This is a genomic window from Mesorhizobium sp. P2_F5 (genome assembly GCF_056403715.1).
On the sequence record NZ_JBFUEY010000009.1, the window covers coordinates 17405 to 40406 of the forward strand.

General features: G+C 64.3%; 17 protein-coding genes. 7 read left to right on the plus strand and 10 right to left on the minus strand.

The features are described 5' to 3' along the window. Positions 1-193: 193 nt before the first annotated feature. Both AC1DYO_RS14400 and AC1DYO_RS14405 read left to right on the plus strand, forming a co-directional pair. Entirely contained in the window at positions 194-775 is a 582-nt protein-coding gene (locus AC1DYO_RS14400; protein WP_477264216.1) for an NAD(P)H-dependent oxidoreductase, read from the plus strand. Continuing rightward, on the plus strand, positions 775-1362 hold the full coding sequence (locus tag AC1DYO_RS14405; protein ID WP_477264218.1) for an NAD(P)H-dependent oxidoreductase: 588 nt from the start codon (positions 775-777) through the stop codon (positions 1360-1362). Before AC1DYO_RS14400 ends, AC1DYO_RS14405 begins: the two co-directional genes overlap by 1 nt. 161 nt (positions 1363-1523) lie before the next feature. On the opposite strand, the gene AC1DYO_RS14410 is transcribed toward AC1DYO_RS14405, so the two are convergent. The 5 genes from AC1DYO_RS14410 to AC1DYO_RS14430 are packed head-to-tail and all read right to left on the minus strand — an operon-like array spanning position 1524 to position 9116. Then, entirely contained in the window at positions 1524-3986 is a 2463-nt protein-coding gene (locus tag AC1DYO_RS14410; protein WP_477264220.1) for a GcvT family protein, read from the minus strand. Next, positions 3983-5164, minus strand: coding sequence for a pyridoxal phosphate-dependent aminotransferase (locus tag AC1DYO_RS14415; protein ID WP_477264222.1), 1182 nt, complete (start codon positions 5162-5164; stop codon positions 3983-3985). Before AC1DYO_RS14415 ends, AC1DYO_RS14410 begins: the two co-directional genes overlap by 4 nt. Continuing rightward, positions 5164-6063, minus strand: a complete 900-nt coding sequence (locus AC1DYO_RS14420; RefSeq protein WP_477264224.1) for a homocysteine S-methyltransferase family protein — start codon at positions 6061-6063, stop codon at positions 5164-5166. The genes AC1DYO_RS14415 and AC1DYO_RS14420 overlap by 1 nt, the downstream gene beginning before the upstream one ends. Then, entirely contained in the window at positions 6060-8513 is a 2454-nt protein-coding gene (locus AC1DYO_RS14425; protein ID WP_477264226.1) for a GcvT family protein, read from the minus strand. Before AC1DYO_RS14425 ends, AC1DYO_RS14420 begins: the two co-directional genes overlap by 4 nt. A 15-nt stretch (positions 8514-8528) precedes the next feature. Next, positions 8529-9116, minus strand: coding sequence for a helix-turn-helix domain-containing protein (locus AC1DYO_RS14430; protein WP_477264228.1), 588 nt, complete (start codon positions 9114-9116; stop codon positions 8529-8531). Positions 9117-9353: 237 nt separating this feature from the next. On the opposite strand from AC1DYO_RS14430, the gene AC1DYO_RS14435 reads away from it, so the two are divergent. After that, a complete protein-coding gene (locus AC1DYO_RS14435; protein ID WP_477264230.1) occupies positions 9354-10058 on the plus strand; it encodes a nitroreductase in 705 nt (234 codons plus the stop codon). Positions 10059-10076: 18 nt separating this feature from the next. On the opposite strand, the gene AC1DYO_RS14440 is transcribed toward AC1DYO_RS14435, so the two are convergent. From AC1DYO_RS14440 to AC1DYO_RS14460, 5 genes are all read right to left on the minus strand, one after another. After that, entirely contained in the window at positions 10077-11519 is a 1443-nt protein-coding gene (locus AC1DYO_RS14440) for an MFS transporter (RefSeq protein WP_477264231.1), read from the minus strand. Between the two features lie 176 nt (positions 11520-11695). Continuing rightward, positions 11696-12298 (minus strand): sarcosine oxidase subunit gamma, encoded by a 603-nt coding sequence (locus AC1DYO_RS14445; RefSeq protein WP_477264233.1) that lies wholly within the window; start codon positions 12296-12298, stop codon positions 11696-11698. Continuing rightward, entirely contained in the window at positions 12291-15287 is a 2997-nt protein-coding gene (locus AC1DYO_RS14450; protein ID WP_477264235.1) for a sarcosine oxidase subunit alpha, read from the minus strand. Before AC1DYO_RS14450 ends, AC1DYO_RS14445 begins: the two co-directional genes overlap by 8 nt. Continuing rightward, entirely contained in the window at positions 15284-15580 is a 297-nt protein-coding gene (locus tag AC1DYO_RS14455; RefSeq protein WP_477264237.1) for a sarcosine oxidase subunit delta, read from the minus strand. The genes AC1DYO_RS14450 and AC1DYO_RS14455 overlap by 4 nt, the downstream gene beginning before the upstream one ends. An 11-nt stretch (positions 15581-15591) precedes the next feature. Continuing rightward, entirely contained in the window at positions 15592-16851 is a 1260-nt protein-coding gene (locus tag AC1DYO_RS14460; protein ID WP_477264239.1) for a sarcosine oxidase subunit beta family protein, read from the minus strand. Between the two features lie 205 nt (positions 16852-17056). On the opposite strand from AC1DYO_RS14460, the gene AC1DYO_RS14465 reads away from it, so the two are divergent. The 4 genes from AC1DYO_RS14465 (at position 17057) to AC1DYO_RS14480 (ending at position 22951) form a co-directional block, all read left to right on the plus strand. Further along, on the plus strand, positions 17057-19546 hold the full coding sequence (locus AC1DYO_RS14465) for a mechanosensitive ion channel family protein (RefSeq protein WP_477264241.1): 2490 nt from the start codon (positions 17057-17059) through the stop codon (positions 19544-19546). 144 nt (positions 19547-19690) lie between these two features. Further along, positions 19691-19954, plus strand: coding sequence for a hypothetical protein (locus AC1DYO_RS14470; RefSeq protein WP_112565226.1), 264 nt, complete (start codon positions 19691-19693; stop codon positions 19952-19954). A 207-nt stretch (positions 19955-20161) separates the two neighbouring features. Continuing rightward, entirely contained in the window at positions 20162-21595 is a 1434-nt protein-coding gene (locus AC1DYO_RS14475) for a UbiA family prenyltransferase (protein WP_477264243.1), read from the plus strand. 3 nt (positions 21596-21598) lie between these two features. Next, positions 21599-22951: an FAD-binding oxidoreductase gene (locus AC1DYO_RS14480; protein WP_477264245.1), complete on the plus strand. Its 1353-nt coding sequence runs from the start codon at positions 21599-21601 to the stop codon at positions 22949-22951. Positions 22952-23002: the final 51 nt, after the last annotated feature.

A 23002-nucleotide genomic window follows, 5' to 3' on the forward strand; every position in this document is an offset into this window, starting at 1 on the left:
GGCGCCGCACCCCCCTCTGGCCTGCCGGCCATCTCCCCCTCAAGGGGGGAGATCAGACTGCCGCGCTGCTTTCGCCAATCATCAGCGCCGCAGGTTCGCCGCAACGTAGACGCTGCCAATCTCCCCCCTTGAGGGGGAGATGCCCGGCAGGGCAGAGGGGGGTGCCTCGCACTGACCTCAGGGGTATTCTCCCGTGAAAGTCCTCGCCCTCTACGCGCATCCGGTGGAGACCAGCTTCAATGCCGGCTTGCATCGGATGATCGTCGAGCGGCTGACGGCGGCGGGCCATGAGGTCGATAACTGCGATCTCTATGCCGAGGATTTCGATCCCAGGCTGACGCGCGGAGAGAGGCTGGATTATCATAACCAGCGCAGCCCGGCGGACCCGGCAGCACCCTATGTCGAGCGCCTGCTGCGGGCCGAGGCGCTGGTGCTGTCATACCCCGTCTGGAATTACGGCTTTCCGGCCATTCTGAAAGGCTTTTTCGACCGCGTGTTTCTGCCCGGCGTGTCGTTCAAGCTGGTCGACGGCAAGGCGCAGCCGTCGCTGCACAACATCCGCAAGCTGACCGCCGTCACCACCTATGGCGGCAGCCGGTTCCGTGCCATGCTGATGGGCGATCCACCGCGCCGGCTGGTCAAGCGGATGCTGCGCGCAACGATCAAGCCCGGCGCCTCGGTATCCTACCTCGCGCATTATTCGATGAACCTGTCGACCGACGAGACGCGGGCGGCCTTCATGGCCAAGGTTGCCGCCGGAATGGACACCTTCTGATGCGCGTGCTGGTGGTCTATTGCCATCCCGTGCCCGAAAGTTTTTGCGCTGCCATCCGCGATACAGCAGTCGACGTGCTGAAAGCACGAGGCTGGGAGGTGCAGCTGCTCGACCTCTATGCGGAAAAATTCGACCCGGTGATGGGAAGCGACGAGCGGCGTGCCTACAATGATCGCGCGCCGGAGGATCCGGCGCTGAAGCCGCATTTCGATCACCTCGCCTGGGCTGAGGCGATCCTCTTCATTTACCCGACCTGGTGGTACGGGCTGCCGGCGATGCTGAAGGGATGGCTCGACCGGGTGTGGGCGACCGATGTCGCCTTCAAACTGCCGGCGGGTAAGGGGCGGATCCAGTCGCTGATGACACATGTCACCAAGGTTGGCGTCATCACCACCTGCGGGGCGCCGACCTGGTGGAGTGTCGTCGTCGGTCAGCCCGGCCGCAAGACGCTTCTGCGCGGCATGCGCGCGCTGTGCGCAACGCGCTGCCGGACCTTCTTCCTCGCGCATTATCTGATGGATGCCTCGACGCCGAAGAGCCGGGCGGCATTTCTGGTCAAAGTGCGGGCGAAGCTGGAGCGGTTTTGAGTTTTTCACCCTCCCCCTTGTGGGGAGGGTCGGCATGCGAACGCCGCGAAGCGGCGATCGCGTGCCGGGGTGGGGGTGCGACGGAACGAGAGTCTTGGCAGACCCCCACCCCGATCCGCTACGCGGATCGACCCTCCCCACAAGGGGGAGGGTAAGGAGCGCTACATCTTCGTCCGTTCCGCCTTCGGGTCGTACATCGGCTTCAGCGAGGCCTCGGCGGCAAAACGCTCGCCGGCGATCTCGATCTCGTAGGACGAGGACAGCACATCCGCCTCGCTTTCGCCCCGGCACGGCACATAACCCAAGCCGATGGCGCCGCCAAGATGATGGCCGTAATTGCCGGAGGTGATCGGGCCGACGATCTTGCCGTCACGCAGGATCGCCTCATTGTGGAAGAGCAAGGGTTGCGGGTCTTTCAGCCGGAACTGGACCAGCCGGCGCGACAGGCCGGCTTCCTTTTTCTTCAAGACCGCATCGCGGCCGACGAAGTCGCCCTTGGCCGTTTTGACGGCAAAACCAAGGCCAGCCTCCAGCACATTGTCCTCGTCGGTGATGTCGTGGCCGAAATGCCGAAAAGCTTTTTCGATGCGGCACGAATCCAGCGTGTGCAGGCCGCAGAGTTTCAGGCTGACATCCGCACCGGCCTCGTCGATCGCCTCGAAGACGTGCGCCGCCTGGTCGGTCGAGATATAGAGCTCCCAGCCGAGTTCACCGACATAGGTGACGCGGTGCGCACGCGCGAGGCCCATGCCGATCTCGATCTCCTGGAAGGTGCCGAACGGATTGTTCTCGTTGGAGAAATCGTTGGGGCTGACTTTCTGGATCAGCTTTCGTGCATCCGGACCCATCAGGCACAGCACCGCCTCGGCAGCTGTCACGTCGGTGACGACGACGAATTCCTCGCCGACATGCCGGCGCAGCCAGGCCAGATCGCGCTGCAGCGTCGCGCCCGGCACAACGAGGAAGTAGGCGGTGTCCGAAAGCCGCGACACAGTGAGATCACTCTCGATGCCGCCGCGTTGGTTGAGCATCTGGGTGTAGACGATCTTGCCCGGCGCCACGTCCATGTCGTTGGCGCAGAGTTTTTGCAGGAAGGCGCAGGCGTCGCGGCCCTCGACGCGGATCTTGCCGAACGAGGTCATGTCGAACAGGCCGACCTTGTTGCGGACCTCCAAATGTTCCTCGCGCTGGTTGTCAAACCAGTTCTGCCGCTTCCAGGAGTAGCGGTATTCACGCTCCTGTCCCTCGCGGGCGAACCAGTTGGCGCGCTCCCAGCCGGCGACCTCGCCGAAGACCGCGCCGCGTGCCTTCAGATGTTCATGCAAAGGCGAGCGCCTGACATTCCGCGATGTCGCCATCTGCCGGTAGGGGAAATGGTCGGCATAGAGCAGGCCGAGCGTCTCGGAGACCCGCTCCTTGAGATATCTGCGGTTCTTCTGGAATGGCTGGGCGCGGCGGATATCGACTTCCCAGAGGTCGAAGGGCGCTTCGCCATCATTGATCCACTGCGCCAGCGCCATGCCGGCGCCGCCGGACGAGACAATGCCGATCGAGTTGTAGCCGGTCGCCATCCAATAACCACGCAGCTCCGGCGCCTCACCGAGATAATAGCGGTCGTCGGGGGTGAAACTTTCGGGGCCGTTGAAGAAGGTGTGAATGCCGGCGGTGGCCAGCATCGGCATGCGGTTGACACCCATTTCGAGGATCGGTTCGAAATGCTCCATGTCCTCGGGCAACTGGTCGAAGCAGAAGTCCTCGCGGATGCCGTCCATGCCCCAGGGCTTTGCAACCGGCTCGAAGGCGCCGAGCATCATCTTGCCGGCATCTTCCTTGTAGTAGGCGCATTCGTCGGGAACGCGCAGCACCGGCAAGCGGCCGAGGCCGGGGATCGGCTCGGTGACGAGGTAAAAATGCTCGCAGGCATGCAGCGGGATGGTGACGCCGTTCTGCGCGCCGAGCTCGCGCGCCCACATGCCCGCGCAATTGACGACGATGTCGGCCTCGATCGTGCCTTGGTCTTCGCCCTGCGCCCATGACACACCGGTAACGCGACCGGCCTTGGAATGCACCTTGGTGACCTTCACATTCTCGACGATGGTGGCGCCGCGCTGGCGTGCACCCTTGGCCAGCGCCATGGCGATGTTGGCGGGGTCGCACTGGCCGTCGAGCGGCAGATGCACGGCGCCAACCACGTCGGACACGTTGAGATGCGGATACATCTCTTTGACTTCCCTAGGCGAAATCTCACGCACGTCGACGTCAAAGGCGCGGGCGAGCGAGGCCTGCCGGTAGATTTCGTGCTTGCGTTCCTCGGTCAGCGCCACGGTGATCGAGCCGACCTGGCGCATGCCGGTGCCGACTTCGGTTTCGGCTTCCAGCTTGACGTAAAGGTCGGCTGAATATTTCGCCAGCCGCGTCATGTTCTGCGAGCCGCGCAACTGGCCGATCAGGCCGGCGGCATGCCAGGTCGTTCCCGAGGTCAGCTGCTTGCGTTCGAGCAGCACGATGTCGGTCCAGCCGAGCTTGGCCAGATGATAGGCGACCGAACAGCCGGAGACGCCGCCGCCGATGATCACGGCCCTCGCTTTATTAGGAATGGCTTTGGTGGGAATCGTCTTGGTCATGCGGCCTCGCGGCGATAGCTGGATGCAAAACGGCGCAGGCGTTTTGCGGCTTCCTGAAGCACCGGTTCAGGCTGGCAGAGGCTGATGCGGATATGGCCGGCGGCGGCATGGCCGAAGCTGGAACCCGGCATGACGCCGACCTTTTCGGCGTCGAGCAGGGCCCAGGCGAATTTCTCGTCGTCGGGCTCGACGGCCGAGATGTCGAGCATGACATACATGCCGCCTTCCGAGCCATGCACGGTGACATTGTTCATGCCGCGCACGGCATCGAGCAGGACGGTGCGCCGGGCCGCATAGCGTTCGGCGATCTCCTTGACGCCGTAACGGTTCTCCAGCGCCTCGGCGCAAGCGATCGAGATGAAGGCCGGCAGGCCGTAGGTCGTCACCAGATTGAGGTTGGTCAAAAGCGTGATCATCTCAGTCGGGCCGGTCAGCCAGCCCATGCGCCAGCCAGTCATGCCGTGGCTCTTGGACATCGAATTGATGACCAGCGTACGCTCGGCCATGCCGGGCAGGCCGCGCGGCGAGATGTGCTCGCCGCCGCCGAGTGTCCAGTAGACCTCGTCCGACAACAGCCAGAGATCGTGCTCTTTGCAGATGTCGGCCAGCTCCTCCAGCCGCTCACGCGAATAGACAGCGCCGGTCGGGTTGTTCGGCGTGTTGATCAGGATGGCGCGCGTGTTGGGCTTGAGCGCCGCGCGGATCCTGTCGGCGCGAGGCTGGAAGCCGTCCTCGGCCGGGGTCTCGACCACGGTGAAACTGGCGCCGGCGGCGCTGAACGTGTTGGGGTAGGTGGCGTAGTAGGGCGCCACCACGATGGCATGGTCGCCCTGGTCGAGCACGGCTTGCACGGCAGCATAAAGGGCCGCCTGGCCGCCGGGCGTGGCGATAACCTGCTCGGGACCCGTCTCGATACCGGTGCAGGCGGTCGATGCCGCCGCCATCGCCCTGCGCAGGCGCGGAACGCCGGGAAGCGGGGTGTAATGGTGATTGCTGCCGCGCACCGCCGTCACGCAGGCTTCGATCGTCTGGCTCGGCGTGTCGAAGTCATGGTCGCCGACCGACAGCATGATGATGTCCTGTCCGGCCTCCTTGCGGGCCCAGGCCTCGGTGTGGACCTCCCAGCCATCCTTGCCCGAAGGCACGATGCCGGAAATGCGCTTTGACGGTCTGGGCATCAATGAACTCCTAAAATCTGGTAACCGGCCTCTTCGAGCCGGTCGCGCAAGGCAGCGATGTGGGCAGGGCCGACTTCGCAGCATCCGCCGACGATGGTGGCGCCGGCCTCGACCCAGCCGAGCGCCTGGTCGGCATAGGCATCCGGACCAAGGTCGTGGCGGGCGTGTAGCACATCGACGGTGCCGCCGTGCTTGAGCGCTTCGGTAGAGGTGAAACCGTTGGCATAGGCGCCGACCGGGCCGCCGAGATCGATCAGCTCGGGCAGTGCTGTGGCGATCGCTTCTGGCCGACAGCAATTGACCAGCCGTGCAGCGAGCGGCAGGCCGTCGAGTGCACGAGAGGCTGCGGCGATCGCTTCGCCGCTGCGCAGGCGCGGGGTGCCGTGGTCGGCCAGCGTCCACGACACCCAGACCGGCTTGCCGCTTTCCGATGCCGCTGTGACGGCCGCGCGCGCTTCATCGGCGGACGCCATGGTTTCGCACAGAAAGAGATCGACGCCGTCCGCCTGCTCGGCAACGATGCGGCGATAGATGTCGAGTGTGTCCTGATAGGAAATGGTGAGCGCCGGCGCATAGCTGCCGAACAGCGGCGACAGGCAGCCGGCGATGGTTGCCTCTCCGGCTTGCTCGCAAGCTTGCCTTGCAAGCTCGATGCCGCGCCTCTGCAGCGGCTTGAACAGCTCCTCCGCGCCCTCTCGCGCGAGCCGCTCCGGCGTGGCCGAATAGGTGTTGATGGTGATGACGCGGGCGCCGGCACGGATGAACTCCGCATGCAGGTCGCGCACCAGATCCGGTTCGTCGATCAGCACCCTGGCCGACCACAGCGGCGTCGGCTCGGATTCGCTGCGGCGGACCAGCTCCTGACCCATACCGCCATCGGTGAGGATAACTGTTTTCACGCGCGCAGCCTCTCGTTCCTGGGATCCCACAGCGGCTCGTCCTTCTGCACGACCGCCCGAAAGCGGTCGCCGAAGATTTCGATCTCAATGGCGGTATCGGGTTCAGCCAGATCGGCACGCAGCATGCCGAGCGCGATCGACTTGTCGATGCGATGACCCCAGCCGCCGGACGTGGTCTCGCCGACGATCTTGCCGTCATGCCACAGGGTCGACACGGAGGGCGCGTCGCAATCGCCGGGGTTTTCGACGACCAAGGTGACGAAGCGCTTCTTCACGCCTTGCTGCTTTTCGTTCTGCAGGGCGACCTTGCCGCGGAATTCCGGCTTGTCCCATTTGACGAAGCGTTCGAGCCCGCCCTGCAGGATCGTGTAATCGGTCGACAGGTCGCCCTTCCAGGTGCGGTAGCCTTTTTCCAGCCGCAGCGAATCCAGCGCATACATGCCGAACGGCTTCAGGCCGTGCTTTTGTCCCGCCGCCCAGACGGCGTCGAAGATGGCGCCGGTGTCCTCCACCTTGGTGTGGATTTCCCAGCCGAGTTCGCCGGCGAAGGAGACGCGCACCAATTGACACCAGTGCCCGGCGATCTGCGCCGACTGATGCGAAAGCCAGGGCAGCGACAGGTCGGCGTCGGTCAGTTCAGAGAGAATGTCGCGGGATTTCGGCCCGGACAGGATCTGGCAGCTGAAGGCCTCGGTGAGGTTTTGCAGCGTGAGCTCATTGGGTTGCGGCAGATGGTGCTGCAGCCACTCGAAATCGTGCTGCTCCGCCACCGAAGCGGTGATCAGGAAGAACAGATCCTCCGCCAGCGCCATGATCGACATTTCGGTGACAATGCGGCCCTTGTCGTCGGAGAAGTAGCCGAGACCGATGCGGCCGGGTTTCGGCACCAGGCCGGTGATCATCGTCGCCAGCCAGTCGCGCGCGCCGGGGCCTTGCAAGCGGAAGCGCGAGAAGCCGGGCAGGTCGAGAATGCCGGCGGCGTCACGCACCGCCAGGCACTCTTCGCGCACGCGGTGCTGCCATGGTCCATCGCGGCGGAAGGTCAGCGTCGCTTCCTCGGACGTGTCATCGCCCGGTTGCGCATACCAGGTGGCGCGCTCCCAGCCATTATAGGCATCGAACTGGGCGCCGAGCGCCTTGATGCGGTCGTGGATCGGCGACAGCTTGCGGTCGCGGCCGGCCGGCCAGGCATGACGCGGGAATTGGATGGCGTATTCGTTGCCGTAGATCTCCATACCCTTGGCGACGCTGTAGTCCGGTGCAGCGGCAAAGGCGGTGAAGCGGCGCGGGTCGCAGGACCACATGTCCCATTCGGTCTGGCCTTGCGTCACCCATTCGGCCAGCACCTTGCCGGCGCCGCCGCCTTGCGCGATGCCGAAGGTGAACACGCAGGCTTCGAAGGCGTTAGGCACGCCGGGCATCGGCCCGATCAGCGGGTTGCCGTCCGGCGCATAGGGGATCGGCCCGTTGATCACCTTGGACAGGCCGGCGGTGCCGAGGATCGGCACGCGGGCGACGGCGTCGGCCAGATAATGCTCGAGACGGTCGAGATCGTCGGGGAACAGCTGGAAGGAAAAATCCTCCGGCATCGGATCGTTGTGGGTCGCCCAATGCGCGCGGCAATTGCGCTCATAGGGGCCGAGATTCATGCCGTTCTTTTCCTGGCGCAGATAGTAGGAGGTGTCGACGTCGCGCAGCAGCGGCAGTTTTTTGCCCTGTGCCTTCGACCAGGCCATCAGTTCGGGGATTTCCTCGAACAATATGTACTGATGGCTCATCACCATCATCGGGACGTCGCGGCCGAACATTTTGCCGACTTCGGCGGCACGGTAGCCGGCGGCGTTGACGACGATCTCGCAGCGGATTTCGCCTTGCAGCGTTTCGACCACCCATTCGTCGTTCTCGCGGCGCACGCCGGACACCGGGCAGAAGCGGATGATTTTCGCGCCCATGTCGCGGGCGCCCTTGGCCAGCGCCTGCGTCAGCTGCGCCGAGTCGATGTCGCCGTCGCTCGGGTCGTAGAGCGCCCCTTTCAGCTCATGCGTCTCGATGAAGGGGTAGCGGCGCTTGATCTCGTCGGGACCGACAATGTCGATGTCCATGCCCTGGTAGCGGCCCATGCCTTTGGCGCGCTGGAACTCCTGCATGCGCTCCTGGGTGTGGGCGAGGCGGAGCGAGCCGGTGACATGGTAGTTCATGGGATAGTCGACCGCGTCGGCGAGACCGCGATAAAGCTCGGTCGAATAGCGCTGCATGTTCATCAGCGACCAGGACGACGAGAAGGTCGGCACGTTGCCGGCGGCATGCCAGGTCGAGCCAGACGTCAGCTCATTCTTTTCGAGCAGCACGCAATCGGTCCAGCCCGCCTTGCAAAGGTGATAGAGCGAGGAGGTGCCAACGACACCGCCTCCGATGATTACCACGCGTGCCGTGGTCGGCAAACCGGCCATATTAAAACCCCTCGTTCAATAAACAGGCGGTGAAACCACCCAGATGACCACGGCCGGCTCGGTGCCGGGATTGCGCCAGCGGTACGGCTTGCGCTCGAAGCGGAAGGAATCGCCTTCGACAAGACGGTGCCAGACACCCGCGATCTCGATCTCGAAAATACCCGAGGCGATGTAACCGGCTTCCTCGGTCGGCCGCAGCTGTTCTGTCTTCAGCTCCGCGCCCGGCGCGAAGATCGAACGCACCATCTCGAAACTACCGCCGAGATCGGGCGACAGAAGCTCCTCCACCAGGCCGGATTCGCTTGTGCCAAGCGTGCGCCGGCTGCCGGCGCGCACGACGACGCCGCGCTCCTTCTCGATCGGCACGTCGTGGCTGAAGAACAGGCTGAGCGGCACGCCGAACAGGTCGGCGAAGGCCCTGAGGTCGCCCAGCGAAGGGATCGACAGGCCGCGCTCGACCTGGCTGACCCAGCCGACGGAGCGGTCGAGCTTGAGCGCGATCTCGGCCAGCGTCAGCCCGCGCGCCTTGCGCAACGCACGGATATCGCTGGCCAGCAGGCGCTCGTCAGGTCCCTGCAATGTTCTGGCGGTAGCTGGGGTCAAAACGCTCACTTGATGAAAATTTGGAAGTGGATTTCATGAGAGCCCACGCCCGTGAAAAAATCAAGGGGATTTTCATGAGGCCGCAAGATTTGCTTGCGCGATTTTGACGGTTCATGCAAAGGCTCGGCCACGAACGGCGTGTGTGGGGACGTCCGGGCGGCGACCAAGGATTGGAATCTGCGCAAGGTCTTCTCCGAAAGCCGTTTCGGTCTTCGGGCACGCGCAAAAGGACGGCCCATGCTGGAAAAAAACGCCCTGAGAGCGCAGGACACGGCTGCTGTCGACGAGGCAATCCTGTCGCGTCGTTCGGTGCGCGCCTTCCTGCCCGACATGGTCGACGACGAGACGATCCGCGCCATTCTTGGCGTCGCCGCGCGCGCGCCTTCGGGCACCAACATGCAGCCCTGGCGGGTCTATGTAACCAAGGGTGAGGTCAAGCAGCAGATCACCGATGCCATTCTCAATTCCGGCATCCGCGCTGAAAAGGCCGATTGGGACGAGTATCGCTATTACCCCACCCAGTTCTTCGAACCGTATCTGACCCGCCGGCGCGCCAATGGTTTCGGGCTCTACGGCGCACTCGGCATCGGCCGCCGCGAAGTCGACAAGATGCGCGCCCAGCACGACCGCAATTTCGTCTTCTTCGATGCGCCGATCGGCATGATATTCACCATCGACCGGCGGCTGAACCAGGGCTCGTGGATCGACTACGGCATGTTCCTGCAGAACATCATGGTGGCGGCGCGGGGCAGGGGCCTGCACACCTGCCCGCAGGCAGCTTTCGCGCCCTATCACCGGCAGATCCGGCCGGTGCTCAACATTCCCGACGAGGAGATCGTCGTCTGCGGCATGGCGCTCGGCCTCGAGGACACGTCCAAGCCCGAAAACGACTTCCGCACCGACCGCGTGCCGCTGGAAGAGTGGGTTACGTTCAGCGAATAAGGCTCGGTTAGCGGTGCTTTATTCCACGCTCAATTGCGCGCCGTGGCCGCTGACATGGGCGCCGTCCTGTGGCGTCAGCTTGAGATAGGCGATCAGCGCGCACAGCGTGATGACGCCCTCGACCACGAACAGGATGCGGAAATCGTTGGTCACCGCCGGCCCGCCGCCGGCCAGGAACGACAGCAATGCTGCCGCCAGGCCGACGCTGATCGCCACCGCCAGCTGCCAAAGTATGTAGTAGAGCGCGCTGAAGCGGGCGAGCTGGTCGGGCGCGATGTCGGAATAGGCGAGATTGCCGGTCGACGCCCACTGGGCTGAGCGCAGGACACCGAAGGCGAAGATATAGGCAAGCACGATCCAGACCGGCGTGGTCGCCTCTATCATGGCGAAGCCCGCAACCATGGCGGCTACGATCGGCGTGTTGACGACCAGCACGCGGCGAAAGCCAAAGCGGTTGAGCAGGCGCGGCATGAACACACGCATGATCAGCGATCCGATCGCCGCAACGAAGGTCAGCGACCCCGCCTGCACCGCGCTCATGCCGAAGCCGAGCTGGAACATCAGCGGCAAAAGGAAAACGACGGAGCTTAAGCCGATCGTGTCCAGCCCGCCGCCGGTGAGGAAGGAGATGCGGAAGGTGCGGATGCGCAGGAGTTTCAGGTCAAGCAAAGGGTTGCGGGCACGCAGGCAATAGAAGGAGGCAAGTGTCAGGATGGCGATCGCCAGCGCCAGCTCTGCCGCGATCATGCTGGCGGCTGCATCTTTCGCCGCAAGCGAATCCATGCCGAAGACCAGCAGGACCATGCCACTTCCGACCAGCAGGAAGCCTGGAAAATCGAACGGTGTGCGCACCGGTTTGGTGACCGTCGGAAACAGCGAGGCGGCAAGCACGGCTGCCGCCAGCGCGAACGGCACGTTGATGAAGAAGATCCAGCGCCAGGAGATATAGGTGGTCAGCGCGCCGCCGACGAGCGGCCCGACGAGGGGGCCGGATTGGCCGGCCAGCGAGATATACATGTTGATCTTCAGCGTGCGGCTGCGCGGGAAGGTCGACAGGATGACGACCTGGCCGAGCGTCCCCATCAAGGCGCCGCCGAACCCTTGCAGCGCACGGGCGCCGACCAGCGTCCAGATGTCGTTGGACAGCCCGCACAGCGCCGATGATGCCGCGAACACCAGCAAGGCAAAGCAGTAGACATTGCGCAGGCCGAAGCGGTCGGCGGCCCAGCCGCCGAGAGGCATCGAAATGATCAGGCTGGCGACATAGACGGTGATCAACAGGCCAAGCTGGCTCGGCGGGCGGGCGAGGCTTTCGCTGATGCCAGGCAGGGCGGTGACCACGACATTTTGGTCGAGGCTGGTCATGAACACGCCGCAGGCTACCGTCAGCGGCAGCAGGAGCAAGGCTCTGGCCGACACATCGGCGCGATCCGTGGCGCCGGCGGATAGTTCTGCAGTCATGGGGATATTCGAACCAAACGACGATGCCGACTCTGAGACGGGATTTTTCAACCCCTTGGACCGGTTGGGCGGCCACGTTTCCCACCATGGGCTTCCACTGCAGGATTCTCTAGCGGCAGAACCGGCTGGCCTTGATGCCAGAAGCCGGATGGAAGAGGCCTTGTTTGCCGCGCCCTCTACTGCACCTCGTAGCCGACTTCGTCGCTGGCGTGGCAGAGCGCCTTCCAGAACGAGCGGGCGAAGGAGCGGAACACATAGATGTCGAACTGGTCGGCGCCGGTGCGCTGGATCTGCGCGAAGACGTCGTGATGGGTGGTCGAGCGGCCGGCGCCGATGGGGAAGGCGGGCAGGGCGAAGTCGATGGCGAAGAATTTCGCCAGCACCCATTCGGCCTTCGGGCCGGCGATGCGGATGGCGGTGCGGCCATGCGACAGGTCGGTGACGGTGCCGATGGCCGGGGTTATGACCTTGGCAAAGGCCGCCGCCAGGCCCTCGGCCTCGTCGACGACCGTGAATTTTCCCGGCGCGAAGCCGAACACAGCCTTGCCATCCTTGGCAACGCCGCCGCCGGCGCCATCGGGCAGAGCAAGGCCGGTGACCTTGCGGATCGCTTCGATCAGCTGCTTTTCCGCGCCCGGCCATGCGGCGAGCTGCAGGATCGAACCCGGCCTGGTCTCGGTCAGGATGACATCGACGCCATGCTCGAAATTGCCGTGCGAGCCCGGATGGAACACCGGCTCGAGCGGCGAGAGGCGTTCAGGTGATTGGCGCTCAGCCATGCATGCGGCTCCCGTCCGGGTCGTAGAAATGGTTGGAGACGATCTCAACCGGCCCGAACCGCTTGCGCAGCGGATCGGAGACAAAGGCGCGGCTGCCATGCCTCGCCTTGCCGCCCTCGACCAGGGCCAGCGCGATGTGCTTGCCCAGCGCCGGCGAATAGCAGCAGGCCGTGATGTGGCCGATGGAATCGTGCGGATTGGCCTCGTCCAGTTCCTCGACGATATGCGCGCCGCCATTGAACGGGCGATTGTCGAGCGAGACCAGGCCGACCAGCTGCAGCCGGTCGGGCGCGATCAGGCCTTCACGGTCCATCATCGCCGAACCGATGAAGGGTTTTTTCTTCGACAGCATCCAGTCGAGATGCAGGTCGCGCGCGGTGGTGCGGCCGTCGATCTCGGCGCCGGTGACATGGCCCTTCTCGATGCGCATCGTGCCCAGCGCCTCCAGGCCGTAGGTGACCAGGCCGAACGGCTTGCCGGCCTCAACCAAGGCCTCCCAGACATGGGTGCCGTAGCCGGCGCCGGAATAGACCTCGAAGGCCATTTCGCCGGAGAAGGACAGCCGGCAAATCATCACCGGCACGCCGGCGATCTGCCCATGTACGATACCCATGAAGGGCAGGGCCGTGTTGTCGACCGCGGTACCGGAAACGCAGGCGGCAAGGATGGCCCGCGCCTTCGGCCCGCCGATGGCGGCGCCCGCCCATTCGTCGGTCACCGAGGTGACGTGCACCTTCAGCTCCGGCCAGATGACGTCGAGGAAATATTCGAGATGCTGCATCACCTTGCCGGCATTGGCCGTGGTGGTGGTCATCAGGAAATCCTGTTCGCCGAGCCGCCAGGTGGTGCCATCGTCGAAGGCCAGCCCATCCTCGCGCAGCATCAGCCCGTAGCGGGCCTTGCCGACGGCAAGGGTGGAGAACATGTTGGTGTAGACGCGGTCGAGGAATTCCGCCGCATCCGGCCCCTGCACGGCGATCTTGCCTAGCGTCGAGACGTCGACGATGCCGGCGCTTTCGCGCGTCGCCTTGGCTTCGCGGACATAGGCCTGCTCGATCGTCTCACCGGCAAGGCCATAGATCATCGGCCGGAACCAGAGGCCGGCCGAATACATCGTGGCGCCATTGGCGAGGTGCCAGTCGTGCATCGGCGTCAGCCGCTCGGGCTTCAAATCGCCGAACCGTTCGGCGGCGAGCGAGCCGATCGACACCGCCGAATAGGGCGGGCGAAAGCGCGTCGTGCCGACTTCGGGGATCGGCTTGCCCAGCGCCTCGGCCATGATGGCGAGGCCCGGCACGTTGGAGTTCTTGCCTTGGTCGGTCGCCATGCCGAGCGTGGTGTAGCGCTTCAAATGCTCGACAGAGACAAAACCTTCGCGATGCGCCAACCGCACGTCCTCGGCGGTGACGTCATGCTGGAAGTCGACGAAGCTTTTTCCTTTCGCCTTGATCTCGAACACCGGCGCCGGATCAGGACTTCCCGGGGCTGCTTCGACATCCGGCAAGGCTGCTGGCGTGCCCGTTGCACCGGCGGCCGAAAGTCCAGCGGCGCGGCCTTCGGCAATGGCTTCGACGGTCGAAAAACTGCCGTTGAAGGCGCCGGCACCGACCCACCGCTGTTGCGTTGGCTTCGGCGGCAGGAAGGCCTGGCGGGCGGCGTTCCATTCGGCTCTCGCGCCGGCCTGGCTGGCGAGATGGATGGTCGGCGACCAGCCGCCCGACATCAGCAGGCAATCGGCATGGATGCTGCGGGCGTCACCGCTCAGTACGCCGGAGTTCATGTCGAAGCGCTGTACCTTGAGGCCGGAGAGCGCCTTGCTGCCCTCGGTGGCGACCACGGCATGGCCGGAGAGGATTTCGGCTTCGGCCTCGGTGGCCAGGCTCCGCATCTCGGCCGAAAGCTCGGGGCGCACATCGACGATGGCGACAATGGCCGCGCCGGCCTTTTTCAGCGCCAGCGCCGAGCGATAGGCGCTGTCATTGTTGGTGAACAGGGCGATCCTGTCGCCGGGCAGCACGCCATAGTCATTGGCGTAGCGCTCTCCGGCATGCGCCAGCATGACGCCCGGCCGGTCATTGCCGGGGAACACCAGCGGCCGCTCAAAAGAGCCGGTGGCCAGCACCACGGTCTTGGCGCGGATCGCCCAGTAGCGATGGCGCGGCTCGCCCTTCCCGGGCGTTTCCTTGTGATCGGTGACGCGTTCGAGTGCGGCCAGCGTGTTGCCGTCATAATAGCCCCACACCGTGGTGCGCGGCAGCAAGCGGACCGTGTCATGGCCTTCGAGTTGGCTGACGGTTCGCGCGGCCCAGTCCGCGGCCGGCGTGCCGTCGATCGTCTCGCCGGACCAGTTGGCCGAGCCGCCGAAACGCGGCTCAAGCTCGGCCAGGATGACACGCGCACCCTGATCGGCTGCCGTCTTTGCAGCAGATAGTCCGGCCGGGCCGGAGCCGACCACCAGCACGTCGCAGAACGCGTTCATGCGCTCGTAGCGCGAGGTGTCGGCGGCAATGCCGGCGCGGCCTAGGCCGGCGGCGCGGCGGATGAAATGCTCGCAGAACATCCAGAAGCGCGTACCTTTCAAGGGACCGAAGACCGGTCCCATGAAGGTCTTGTAGTAGAAGCCGGCCGCCAGGATCTTGCCGCCGAGCTGGTTGACGGCGTTGACGTCCCAGGCCAGCGAGGGAAAGCGGTTCTGGCTGACGGCCACCAGCCCGTCATAGATCTCGACCATGGTCGCGGCGACGTTCGGCTCGCGCACTTCGCCGCGCAGCACCGTCACCAGCGCATTCGGCTCCTCGACACCGGCGGAGAGCAGGCCGCGCGGACGGTGGTATTTGAACGAACGGCCGAACAGCGTGACGCCGTTGGCGAGCAGCGCCGAGGCCAGCGTGTCGCCGGCATGGCCGGTGTAGGGCGTGCCGTCAAAGGTGAAGCGGATGGTGCGCAGCCGGTCGATGCGGCCGCCAGTCTCGGTGCGGCGCGGGCTCACGACTTGCCCCCCGCCTTGTGCCGAGCAGCGGCATTATGGTCGCCGCGGGCGAACCCTGTGCTGGAAATCTCATGTGTGACCGTGTTGCGCACCATCCTGAGGTGGGTGCGGCAGCCGCCGGAATGCTGCCAGATCTCATTGTGGTCGCCGGCCGGGTTCAGCCGGTCGTAGACATAGGCGTTCCAGGCGTCGAGGTCCTGCGAGCCAGGCTGCGGGCGCTCGCGGTTGCCATCGCCCTGATAGGTGAACTCGATGACGTCGCGCGGGCCGCAATAGGGACAGGTAATAAGCATTTGTTTGAACCCTAATGCAGCCGGGGCGTCGCGCCCTGACCTTTGTCGTCGATCACCAGGCCGCGATAAAAACGGTCGAGCGTGAAGGGCGCGTTGAACGCGTGCGGCTCGTCCTTGGCGATGGTGTATGCGAAGCACCAGCCCGACGCCGGCGTCGCCTTGAAGCCGCCATAGCACCAGCCGCAGTTGAGATACATGCCCGGCAACGGCCCGGCGGTGATGATCGGCGAACCGTCCATCGACATGTCGCAGACGCCGCCCCAGGAGCGCAGCATGCGCACGCGGGCAAGGCCGGGGAACAGCGCCAGCATTTCGCTCATCACCTCGTCGACGATGGGCAGGTTGCCGCGCTGGGCGTAGCTGTTGTAGCCGTCGATGTCGCCGCCATAGACGAGGCCGCCCTTGTCGGACTGCGACATGTAGAAATGGCCCATGCCGAAGGTCAGCACCGTGTCGATGAAAGGCTTTAGCGATTCGGTGACAAAGGCCTGCAGCACATGGCTCTCGATCGGCATTTTGTCGACGCCGGCAAGTTGCATCACCCGTCCGGTGCTGCCTGCAACCGCGACCGCAACCTTCTTGCCGCGGATCTCGCCGCGCGTCGTCTGCACGCCGGTGATGCGGTCGCCGTCGCGCAGGAATCCGGTGACCTCGCAATTCTCGATGATGTCGACGCCGCGACGGTCGGCGCCGCGCGCATAGCCCCAGGCCACCGCATCGTGGCGGGCGGTGCCGGCGCGCGGTTGCATCAGGCCCCCGACGATGGGAAAGCGCGCCGAGGCCGACATGTCCAGCGCCGGCACCAGACGCGCGATCTCGGCGGTGCTCATCAGCTCGGCGTCGACGCCGAGATGGCGCATGGCGTTGCCGCGCCGTGCATAGTCGTCGAACTGGGCCGGCGTATGGGCCAGGTTCAGACAGCCGCGCTGCGAGAACATGACGTTGTAGTTGAGGTCGTGTGAGAGGTTCTCCCACATCTTCATCGAATGTTCGTAGAAGCGGGTGTTGGAGGGCAGGAGGTAGTTGGAGCGGACCGCCGTGGTGTTGCGGCCGACATTGCCGGAGCCCAGCCAGCCCTTCTCCAGCACCGCGACATTGGTGATGCCGTGCTCCTTGGCCAGATAATAGGCCGTCGACAGGCCATGGCCGCCGCCGCCGATGATGATGACATCATAGGAAGCCTTGGGGTCGGGCTTGCGCCAGGCCGGCTTCCAGTCCTGGTTTCCCTTGAGCGCGTTCGTAAGAAGCGAAAGGGCTGAATATTCCGCCATTCTTCATGCCATCCTTGGTGCGATGCGGCAGACTATAGAGCAGGCCGTCGCCGCAAAGCCAAGATTGCGCCATGGCTTTTCGACTGGCCGACTCCCGCAAGGCCGCCAACCGCCATGACTTGGCCACGACTTGCCCCTTGGGATGAGCGTCTTTATCAAGGACCGCTTTAGAAGCGGCCTTTGCCGCGATTGAGTCGTTAGCATTATGTTTTTTCGTTTCCTCCGCCTGCTCCTCGTCCTAGCGCTGGTTGTCTCGGCGCCGCATTCGTTCGGCGCGATGGCGCAGGGATTGGGCCAGGCGCCTGCCGGGCTGGTCGCCGACCAGCAGAAAATCCTCCAGGGCCTGATGACGAAAACCGACGCTCTGGAGAAGAAGGCCCAGGCCGACGGGGTCGACGACACCACGCTTGTCGATATCCGCCTGCAGCTTGAGGAGCTGTCGCGTGAGGCGCTGAACAGCGCGCTGGCGTTCCGTTCCCGGCTCTCGGAGATCAACCCAAGGCTGGAGCAGCTTGGCACGCCGCCGGCAGCCGGACAGCCCCCGGAACCGGATATCGTGACCGGCGAGCGCCAGGCGTTGGCATCCGAAAAGGCGGAGATCAATGCCGTCATCTCTAGCGCCCAGACCTTGGCTATCCGCATCAATGCGCTGATCGCGAAGATCGGCAACATGCGCAGCGAGCTGTTCCGCAACCTGCTCACCAAGCGCTACGTGCTGTCCGATGCGCTGAGCCCGCAGGTGTTCTCCGACGCCCAGGCGGAGTACACAAACTTCTACAGGGCTGTATCGTCGTGGCTGAGCTTTGCCTTCAAATTCAAGTTCCAGGCGATGCTTGCGGCGACCTTGATGTCGCTGGCGCTGGCAGCGGTGCTTCTGGTGGGCGGGCGCCGCCTGTTTGGGCGCATCTTCGAAGCCGATCCGTCGGTCGAGGATCCCACCTATCTCAGCCGCCTCTCGGTGGCGTTCTGGTCGACATTGCTGCCGTCGCTGGCGTTCAGCGCCTTCCTCGCTTCGACGGTCTTCCTGTTCAACTATTACAATGTGCTGCGCGGCGACATCGGCGTTTTCCTTAATACACTGGCCGCGGTCATCGCCGTGGTGTTCTGCGTCAACCGGCTGACCAATGCGGCGCTGGAACCACGGCAGCCGAACTGGCGCCTGATCCAGGTCGAGACCGGCCCGGCGCGCTGGCTGGTGCGGCTGACGACAGCGATGGCGGTTGTCATCGGCGTCAACAGTTTCCTGTCGGTGGTCAACGACAAGATGGGCTCGCCGCTGTCGCTGACCATCGCCAGAAGTTTTGTCTCGACCATCATCGTTGGCGTCATCCTGGTCCTGATGGCGCTGCTGAAGCCGTACAAAGGCTCCGACGGAAGCTGGCGCCCGTGGCCGGCATGGCTGCGCTACACCGCCATCGTGCTCGGCCTAGCCACTATTGTGGCAGCGCTGTTCGGCTACATCGGCCTGGCCATCTTCGTTTCGGTCCAGGTCGTGGTCACCGGCACCATCCTGGTCACCGCCTATATCGGCTTCCTGTCAGCGCGCGAGATCGGCGAGGAGGGCGGTTTCGCCGGCACCTCGGTCGGGCGCTGGCTGTCGGTAAATGCCAGCTACGAGGACACCGCGCTGGACCAGCTCGGCCTGGTGGTCAGCGTCGCCATCAACGTGATGATCGTGCTGGTGTTCCTGCCGCTGATCCTGTTCATGTGGGGGTTCCAGCCCGGCGACATCCAGGCCTGGGCCTACAAGCTGGCGACGGGCATCACGATCGGCTCGGTGACGATTTCGGTCACCGGCATCCTCAGCGGCATCGTCGTCTTCATCATCGGCTATTTCCTGACGCGCTGGTTCCAGGGTTGGCTCGACGGCTCGGTGATGGCGCGCGGCAAGGTCGATACCGGCGTGCGCAATTCGATCCGGCTGGCGGTCGGCTATGCCGGCGTCGCTGTTGCCGGCCTCGTCGGCATCTCGGCGGCGGGTATCGATCTCTCCAATCTGGCGCTTGTTGCCGGCGCACTTTCCCTCGGTATCGGCTTCGGCTTGCAGAATGTCGTGTCGAACTTCGTGTCCGGCCTGATCCTGCTCGCCGAGCGGCCGTTCAAGGTCGGCGACTGGATCGTCGCCGGCGACACCTCAGGCACGGTCAAGAAGATCAGCGTGCGCGCCACCGAGATCGAGACCTTCCAGCGGCAGTCGGTGATCCTGCCCAACTCGAACCTGATCAACAACGCGGTCGGCAACTGGACGCACCGCAACAAGCTCGGGCGTGTGGAGATCAAGGTCGGCGTCGCCTATGGCAGCGACGTCAAGCGGGTGCACGCCATCCTCTTGGAGATTGCGCGCGGCCATCCGCTGGTGCTGAAGAACCCGGAACCGTTCGTGCTGTTCACCAATTTCGGGCCGGCGGCACTCGAGTTCGAGATCCGCGTGTTCCTGGCCGACGTGCTGAACGGCGCCATCGTGCAGAACGATATCCGCTTTGCCGTGCTCGATGCGTTTGAGAGCGAGCATATCGAGATACCCTCGACACCCCGCGCCGAGGTCAAGGTCAAGCAGACCGAGGCATGGCCGCTCGACGACGACAAGATCGAAGTCGAGTTCGCCGAGAAGCAGCAGGCGGAAGCCACAGCCGCCGCGGAGAAAGCGCGCCTGGCCAAGTCAAGCCGCAAGGCGCGCAAACCCGATCCCAGCTAGGGGCTGGGCTCCTCCCAAACCAATTGCGGCATGAATGCGGCATTCAGTTGCGGTTCAGCTTGCATCTCATATAAGCTCACATGCAAAGGCGAGAATGCCTTGCGAAATGCAACAGAGGCGGTGTGGAAACACCGATATTGCAAAATGTGGAAGTCGCTCGTCGTCGCCATCGCTCTTACCGCAGCGAATGGCTCGGCCTTTGCCGCCAGCGCGGTCAACAAGGACGCGGAGACCCGTACGCTGATCGTGACGGAAGGCGGCGGCAAGACGGAGCTGGCGCTGGCCGCCGGTGAGACTGTGGAATTCTGCCCCAACGGCTGTTTCGTCACATTGCCCAATGGTGACCTCGAGGCGCTGACCGGCTCGGAAACGGTCGAAATCTCGGGCGGTGTTGCCCGCATCAAGTAAAGTCGGCAGGCAGCTCTTGCAAAGGCCGGGCAATGCCCGGCCTTTTATTGTTCGTGGTAGTGATTGCTTAACAATGACGCAGGAAATATCGTCGAGCCTACCGGCTGCAACCAGGCGTTTTAACGTTCACTACGCCGTTCCGCCGCTATACCCATACGAAGACGCCGAAACACGGCGCGATGGGTTTATGAGTAGGGCAGGACAGACATGGATGCGCGGTCGGACAAGAACGCAATCCCGCTTGCGGTCGACCTCGACGGCACGCTGATTGCGACCGACCTTCTTTGGGAAGGGCTGTTCATCCTTCTCAAGAAGAATCCGCTCTATGTTTTCCTGGTTCCGTTCTGGCTGGCCGGCGGGCCGGCGCGGCTGAAGCAAGCCATCGCCGACCGCATCGACATCGATCCGGCTTCGCTGCCCTATCGCGAAGTGCTGCTGCAGCGCCTGCGGGCTGACCATATGGACGGCCGCAAGATCGTGCTGGCGACAGGCACGCCACGCAAGTTCGCCGAAGCGATTGCCGCCCATTTGGGCATCTTCGACTACGTGCTGGCGACCGATGGTCCGCACAACATGACCTCAGGCCGCAAGCGCGACGCGCTCGTCGCCGCCTATGGCGATGGCGGTTTCGACTATGCCGGCAACAGCCGTCACGATCTCAAGGTTTTCGAAGCCTCGCGCGACGCCATCGTCGTGGCGCCCGACCGCCACGCGGCACGCTGGCAGGCCGCGCATAGCGCCGAAACGATGCCGGCCCCGAAAAGGACATTGAAGACACTCGTCAAGATGCTGCGGGTGCATCAGTGGCTGAAGAATTCGCTGATCGCTGTGCCGATGGTGCTGTCGCACGAATACTTCAACACCAACATGATCTGGCAATGCATGCTGGCGTTCGTCTCTTTCAGTGCGGTGGCTTCGGCCATCTACATCCTCAACGATTTCTTCGACCTTGCGCTCGACCGCAAGCACCCGACCAAACGCAACCGGCCGTTCGCCAGCGGCGCACTGTCGATCCCGTTCGGTCTCGGTGCGATGGCCGCGCTGCTGGCGACCGGTATTGCCGCCGGGCTTCTGCTGCCGATCGAGTTCCTGGGTGTGCTCGCCGGCTACATTGTGGTGACCACGGCCTATTCGCTGTCATTCAAGCGTATGCTTCTGGTCGACGTGCTGACGCTGGCCGGCCTCTACACGGTGCGCGTGCTGGCGGGTGCGGCGGCGACCGGCGTCGAGGTCTCGTTCTGGCTGCTCGCCTTCTCGATTTTCTTCTTCCTGTCACTGGCGCTGGTGAAGCGCTATGTCGAACTGCGCACCACCGCCATTCCGGTGGGCGAGCGCATTGCCGGCCGCGGCTACCGCATCGAAGATCAGGAGATCGTCGCCCAGGCGGGCATGGCGTCGGCCTTCTCCTCGGCGCTGGTGCTGGCGCTCTACATGGACAGCGTCTCCGTGCGCGAACTCTATCCGCATCCGTGGCTGGTCTGGCCGCTGGCGCCGATCGTGCTGTATTTGACCATGCGCGTCTGGATCCTGGCGCGCCGCGACGAGATGAACGACGATCCGGTCGTCTTCATCATCCGCGACTGGCGCAGCCAGATCATCGTGGCTATCGGCGCAGCACTGCTGGTCGCCGGAGGCTGGTAGGGCATGGCGGGCGAACGGTTCCAGAGTTTCGGCCGCGCCACGCCAGCCGCAAAGCGAACCATCGCGGCCGATACGGCTATCGAGCTGATGAAGAGCGGCAAGGCGAAGGCAAATGGCTTGCTCGCCTATGGCAACGGTCGCTCCTACGGTGATTCCTGCCAGAACGAGCCAGGTGCGATCGTCGACATGCGGTCGCTGAACCGTATCGGCGCATTCAACGCCGAGACCGGCCTGCTCGAGGCGGAAGCCGGCGTGTTGCTGTCCGACATCATAGCGCACGCCGCACCCTACGGCTTCTTTCCCGCGGTGGTTCCAGGCACCCAGTTCGTTACCCTTGGCGGCGCCATCGCCAACGACGTTCACGGCAAGAACCATCACCGGCGCGGCACCTTTGGCTGCCATGTCGAATCGCTGACGCTGCTGCGCTCGGACGGACGGACCTACACCTGCTCGGCAACGGACAATGCCCGGCTGTTTGCGGCAACGATCGGCGGCATGGGGCTGACCGGCCTGATCCTGTCGGCGTCGATCCGGCTGATGCGGGTGCCTTCGCTCGACATCGTCGAGACGGCGATGCGGTTTGCCGATCTCGGTGAATTCTTCGAACTGGCCGAGGCTGCCGACCAGGCCAATGAATATGCCGTCGCCTGGATCGACCAGCTGGCCGGCGGCCATGGCCGCGGGCGCGGCCTGTTGTTGTCAGGCAACCATGCCGAGCAAGGCTCGCACCAGGCGTCGCGCGCCGGCTCGCGCCTTTCGGTGCCGGTCCAGCCACCTTTCAATGTGCTCAACCGGCCGTTTCTCACGGCCTTCAATGCCGCCTATCGCTGGAAAAAGGGGCGCTCGGCGGAACCGCGCCAGACCGGCTATCAAGGCTTTTTCTTTCCGCTGGACGGCGTCAGTGACTGGAACCGGCTCTATGGCCCCAAAGGTCTCTATCAGCACCAGAGCGTGGTGCCGGAAAATGCCGCGCGCCAGACCGTGCCGGCGCTGCTCGACATGGCGCGGCGGGCAGGGCAAGGCTCTTTCCTCACCGTGCTGAAGCGCTTCGGGTCGATCCCCTCGCCGGGTCTGCTGTCGTTTCCGCGGCCGGGCTTCACGCTGACGCTGGATTTCCCCAATCGCGGCGACAAAACGCTGGCCCTGCTTGGCGAACTCGACCGCATCACGGTCGCGGCCGGCGGGGCGGTCAACCCGTACAAGGATGCGCGCATGAGCGCCGATGTTTTCGCGGCGTCCTTCCCGGATTGGCAGCGGCTGGAAGCGCTGCGCGACCCGGCGTTCATGTCCAGTTTCTGGCTGCGGACGGCGAAAAAACTGGAGATGCCACGGGGGCGCGTCGAGGCGGCAGAATAGATCCAATTTGAATAAATCATGGTAAATAGATGGTAAATTCCATGGCTTACT